The sequence below is a fragment of the Sphingomonas bacterium genome (assembly GCF_903643065.1).
Classification (GTDB): Bacteria; Pseudomonadota; Alphaproteobacteria; order Sphingomonadales; family Sphingomonadaceae; genus Sphingomonas.
In genome coordinates this window covers 1-4,748 of sequence record NZ_CAHJWX010000219.1, presented here as the reverse complement: position 1 = coordinate 4,748, position 4,748 = coordinate 1, and the positions used below count along the sequence as shown (strand labels likewise).

Below are 4,748 nucleotides of genomic sequence, written 5' to 3'. Positions count from 1 at the left end.
CGGCCGGCTCGGCCGCCTGCGCCTCGTGATCTTGGCCGGCGTGCTCGTGACCACCATCATTATCGTCGTGATCCGCGTGGTCGTGCAGGTGCGTGCCGGTCGCGAAGCCGTCCTCGCTCTCGATCGCGGCTTCCAGCTCGGCGCGTGTCGCCTCGCGATCGGTGATCGTCGCGCAGCCGAACAGGAAGTCGACCACCTTGTCCTCGTAGAGGGGGGCGCGCAGCTGCGCCGCGGCCATCGGCTCCTGCTGAATATACTGAACGAAGCGCTGGCGGTCGTCGGGCCCATATTGCTGCGCGGCCTCGGCGATCAACCGGTTCATCTCCTGCGAGCTCACCTCGACGCCGTTCGCCTGCCCGATCTCGGACAGGAGCAGCCCCAACCGCACGCGGCGCTCGGCGATGCGGCGATAATCGTCGCGCTCCGCCTCCATCTCGGCGCGCGCTGCCGCGGGGTCGGCCTCGTGCTCGGCCTCGTGCTCCAGCTGCGACCAGATCTGGCCGAACTCGGCCTCCACCATCGACGGCGGCACCTCGAAATCATGCCCGGCGGCGAGCTGATCGAGCAGCTTTCGCTTCATATGCGTCCGCGTAAGCCCGTTGCCCTCCTGCTCCACCTGCCCGCGTACCAGCCCGCGCAGCTGTTCCAGGCTCTCCAGCCCCAGGTTCTTGGCCAGCGTGTCGTCGATCTGGCTCTCGCCGGCCGTCTTCACCGACTTGATCTGGAGATCGAACGTTGCCGGCTTCCCCGCCAGCTCGGTCGCCTGGTAATCCGCCGGGAAGGTGACGGCGATCTGCTTCGCCTCGCCCGCCACGACGCCGACCAGTTGGTCCTCGAAGCCCGGAATCAGCCGGCCGGAGCCGATCTCGACGGCCATGTCCGTCCCCGTCCCGCCCTCGAACGCGACGCCGTCCACCGCGCCCGCGAAGTCCATCGTGACCTGATCGCCGGTGTCGGCCGCCTTGTCGCCGGCGTCGTCCCAGCTCTTCTGCCCATCGGCGAACTTGCGCAACCGCTCCTCCACCGCCTCCTCGTCGATCGGCACGGTCAGTCGCTCCAGCGCAAGCCCCTCGATCGCGGGCGTCGGCAGCTGGGGCAGGACCTCCAGCGCGATGCTGACCTCCGCGTCGCCACCGGGCTGATAGCCCTCGCCCAGCTCGACGGCCGGCTGGATCGCGGGGCGCAGCTGCTGCTCGGCGAGCAGCGACTGGACGCCCTGCTGCACGGCGGCGTTGAGCGCGTCCTGCATCAGCGCGGGGCCGTGCATCTTGCGCACCAGGTTCGCGGGCACCTTGCCGGGGCGGAACCCCGGCATCTTCATCTGGGGCGCGACGCGCTTGATCTCGCTGGCGACGCGCGCCTCGATCTCGCGCGCCGGGATGGTCAGCTTGTAGGCGCGCTTGAGCCCCTCGTTCACCGTTTCGACCGTTTGCATGGGAACCCTTGCTCGTGGAATGATGGCCGGTGGGTCGCCCCGCCGCCGGCGCGGAGGACTGGTGCGGGCGAAGGGACTCGAACCCCCACATCTTGCGATGGCAGGACCTAAACCTGCTGCGTCTACCAGTTCCGCCACGCCCGCTTGAGTATACGGACCCGCCGTGAATGCGCGCGTATAGGCGAGGGATGCGCCGGGAGGCAACCGCGCGGGTGTCGCACGCGTTGGGGCACGTGAAGGAGAGTCGTTCCCATGGCCACGCAGCCCCCGCCCGAAACGCCGGCGTTCGATCCGATGCCGGTCCCCAGCACCAGCCCGTCACCCGAGATCAGCCCGCCCGGGCCCGACTATGACCAGCCGGCGCCGACCATGCCGAACACCGATCCAGGTACGGTGACGCAGCCGGAGATGTGAGCCGCCGATGGCACGTGAATAGCCGCGCTATTCACGAGACCAGCAAGGCCGGCCGGGCCCGGCCGCAGGTCGGGCTTCGACGTCACGGGGTTCACCCCCGTGACGGCCCCCCGCAAATGGAGACTTCTCAATGCCCGATCCCCACCCGGACACGACCCCCGAAGACCTCGCGCTCGGCAACCCGGACAGCGCCGGCGAGGCCCGCGACGACGACGCCCGTTCCGACCTGGAACAGGCGGTGGCGGCCCGCTCGGACGCGGTCGACCGCGGCGAAGGCGCCCCTGCTGCCGGTCCCCTCGCCGCCACCGGCGACTATAGCGGTAACGCCGGCACCGGTGGCGAGGTCAAGAATCAAGACAAGGACGCGCAGTGAGCAACGCCCTCTCACGTCGGCGGGAGAGGTAACCACCTCAGGCGGCGGGAAGTGGCGCAAGGCTTCTCGTGCGGAAGCGCTCAATCGTCTCCCGTCACCACGAACGTCGCCCCCGGCCGCGCCGCCAACCGCCGGCAGTTCGCCTCTTCCTCATCCTTTAACCGTCCCTCCGCCAGCACGTCGGCCGCGACCTGCCGGCCCGCCGCTTCGAAACCCGCCAGGGTCATCGATGGCAGTGTCGCTCGCTCCTGGCGGTAGGCGAAGGTTACGCAGGTTGCGCCCGTCAGTATCGGCGCGTCCTGCGAGCGCGCATAGACCCGCCACGTCACCGCCATCACGCCATCGCCCTTGACCGACTGTCCGCGGTTCAACAGCCGGCCCAGACCGCCCGGCGGCACGCAGGCGCTCAGCCGCACGCCGCGCAGGCTCGCCCGGATCGCACGGGTTGCGCCGCGCCCGCTCTCGGAAAAGGGGTTGCCGGTGTCCCCGGCGCCGATCCCTCCCACGCGCAGTCCCGTCGCGAAAGCCTCGCGCGCATCCGCCGGATCGGGCCTGGCCTCGCGCCACGCGATCGAGCCGGCCGGCAGGCACAGGCTCCCCGAGCGTTTGGGTCCGATCACATCCGCCACCCGCGCGTCGATCGCCAGCGGCTCGACTCGGTAATCGGCCGTCGCCTGCATGCTTGCCGCGAGCAGGGTGGCGATCATGGGCAGTACGCCTGCATGATCGGCCGCCTAACAGATCGCACTTGCCCGCGCCAAGTGGATAGGCAGCCGGGTCACGCGCTACCTGGTTCGGGCCCTCCACCTGCGTCTGCGGCCGGCCTCCTCCCTGTTGCTGGACGGAATGACGGCAGTCCGTCTTGCCTCCGTCACGTGCGAGCCTTACCCGCCCCGGATGACAAGCGCCGCCACGATCGTCGCCGAACTCGACCGCCTGTATCGCGCGTCCGTCGGTCGCCTCCAGGCCGCGCTGACCGCCTATCTGGCCGACGGCACCCGTCCCGACGCCACCGCGCGCCACGACGGCAGTTTCGCCTATCCCGAAATCCGCCTCGCCTTTCGCGGTCCCGACGGCTTTGGGAACGAGGAGCGGCCGACGCCGCTGCGCTCGTTCGGCCGTCTCGTCACCGCCGGCGAGTACCGCATCTCCGTCACCAAGCCCGCGCTCTTCGCCGATTACCTCACCGAGCAGCTGACGTTGCTGATCGAGGATTACGGCGTTGAGGTGGAGGCGGTGGCCGGCCGGCAAGAGATCCCCTTCCCCTACGTACTCGATCCCGGCCACGCGCTCAGCCTCGATCAGGTCTCCGCCGCCGAGCTGGCGCGCTACTTCCCCGCGACCGAACTGCAGCACATCGGCGACGAGGTCGCGGACGGGTTGTGGGTGCCGCAGGACGCGACCCGCCCGCTCGCGCTGTTCGACGCGCTGCGCACCGACTTCAGCCTTGCGCGGCTGCGCCATTACACCGGCACGCCGTCCGAGCACACGCAGCGCTTCGTGTTGTTCACCAACTATCATCGCTATGTCGACGAGTTCGTCCGCTGGGCGGTGGCGCAGCTCGCGCCGGACGCAAACGGAAATCCCTCGCGATACACCGCCGTCTCCGGCGCGGGCGGCGTGCTGATGCACGCGGGTGATGATCCGGACCGCGTCGTGTCGGACAGCGCCTGGCGGCGTCACCAGATGCCGGCCTATCACCTCATGGCCGACGACGGCACCGGCATCACGCTGGTCAACATCGGTGTCGGCCCCTCCAACGCCAAGACGATCTGCGATCATCTGGCGGTGATGCGACCGGAGGCGTGGCTGATGATCGGCCATTGCGGGGGTCTGCGCCCCTCGCAGCGGATCGGCGACTATGTCCTAGCGCATGCCTATCTGCGCGACGACCACATCATGGACGACGTGCTGCCGCCCGAGATCCCGGTGCCCGCGATCGCGGAAGTGCAGGTGGCGCTCGCGCGCGCCGCCGAGATCGTCTCCGGCCAGTCGGGCGAAGCGCTGAAACGACGGCTGCGCACGGGCACGATCGTCACCACCGACGACCGAAACTGGGAGCTGCGGTACTCGCGCTCAGCGCTGCGCTTCTCGCTCAGCCGCGCGGTCGGCGTCGACATGGAGTCGGCGACGATCGCCGCGCAGGGCTATCGCTTTCGCGTGCCCTACGGCACCTTGCTGTGCGTGTCGGACAAGCCGCTGCACGGCGAGCTCAAGCTGCCGGGGCAGGCGAACCGCTTCTACGAGCGCGCGATCAGCGAGCATATGCGCATCGGCATCGAGGCATGCGAGCAATTGCGCCGCGAAGGCGACCGGCTCCATTCACGCAAGCTGCGCGCGTTCGACGAACCGCCATTCCGCTGAGGCCGAGACGCGGCCGGCGTCCCGCATGCGGCTTCGTAATGCCCCCAGGAAACGATTCGCGACAGATGCGTTACGCTTTTGCAACATTGTAGGGAGCTGCAATCCGATGGCCGACGACACCGACACGCCCGCGCCCGCCAACGACGCCGACAAGCCGGCCCC

At 69.4% G+C, this 4,748-nt stretch carries 5 protein-coding genes and 1 tRNA gene; 3 read left to right on the top strand and 3 right to left on the bottom strand.

Translation table 11 applies throughout. From position 1 onward, the window contains the following. Together tig and HUU95_RS08795 are read right to left on the bottom strand one after the other, a co-directional pair. Positions 1–1,435: trigger factor (tig, locus tag HUU95_RS08800; protein WP_174279770.1), on the bottom strand; the 1,435-nt coding region annotated here is incomplete at its 3' end. Between the two features lie 59 nt (positions 1,436–1,494). Further along, positions 1,495–1,579 (bottom strand) — tRNA-Leu (locus HUU95_RS08795). A gap of 108 nt (positions 1,580–1,687) precedes the next feature. Here HUU95_RS08795 and HUU95_RS08790 point away from each other — a divergent pair. Then, positions 1,688–1,849 carry a hypothetical protein gene (locus HUU95_RS08790; RefSeq protein ID WP_174279769.1) on the top strand — a complete coding sequence of 54 codons (162 nt, stop codon included), beginning with the start codon at positions 1,688–1,690 and terminating at the stop codon, positions 1,847–1,849. A gap of 130 nt (positions 1,850–1,979) precedes the next feature. Next, positions 1,980–2,222 carry a hypothetical protein gene (locus HUU95_RS08785; protein WP_174279768.1) on the top strand — a complete coding sequence of 81 codons (243 nt, stop codon included), beginning with the start codon at positions 1,980–1,982 and terminating at the stop codon, positions 2,220–2,222. A gap of 80 nt (positions 2,223–2,302) precedes the next feature. On the opposite strand, the gene HUU95_RS08780 is transcribed toward HUU95_RS08785, so the two are convergent. Continuing rightward, complete coding sequence (locus tag HUU95_RS08780) at positions 2,303–2,929, bottom strand: hypothetical protein (protein ID WP_174279767.1); 627 nt, start codon at positions 2,927–2,929, stop codon at positions 2,303–2,305. Between the two features lie 190 nt (positions 2,930–3,119). Here HUU95_RS08780 and HUU95_RS08775 point away from each other — a divergent pair, with 190 nt between their 5' ends. Next, the gene (locus tag HUU95_RS08775; protein WP_174279766.1) at positions 3,120–4,586 is read left to right on the top strand and encodes an AMP nucleosidase; all 1,467 of its coding nucleotides are present in this window, start codon (positions 3,120–3,122) and stop codon (positions 4,584–4,586) included. Positions 4,587–4,748: the final 162 nt, after the last annotated feature.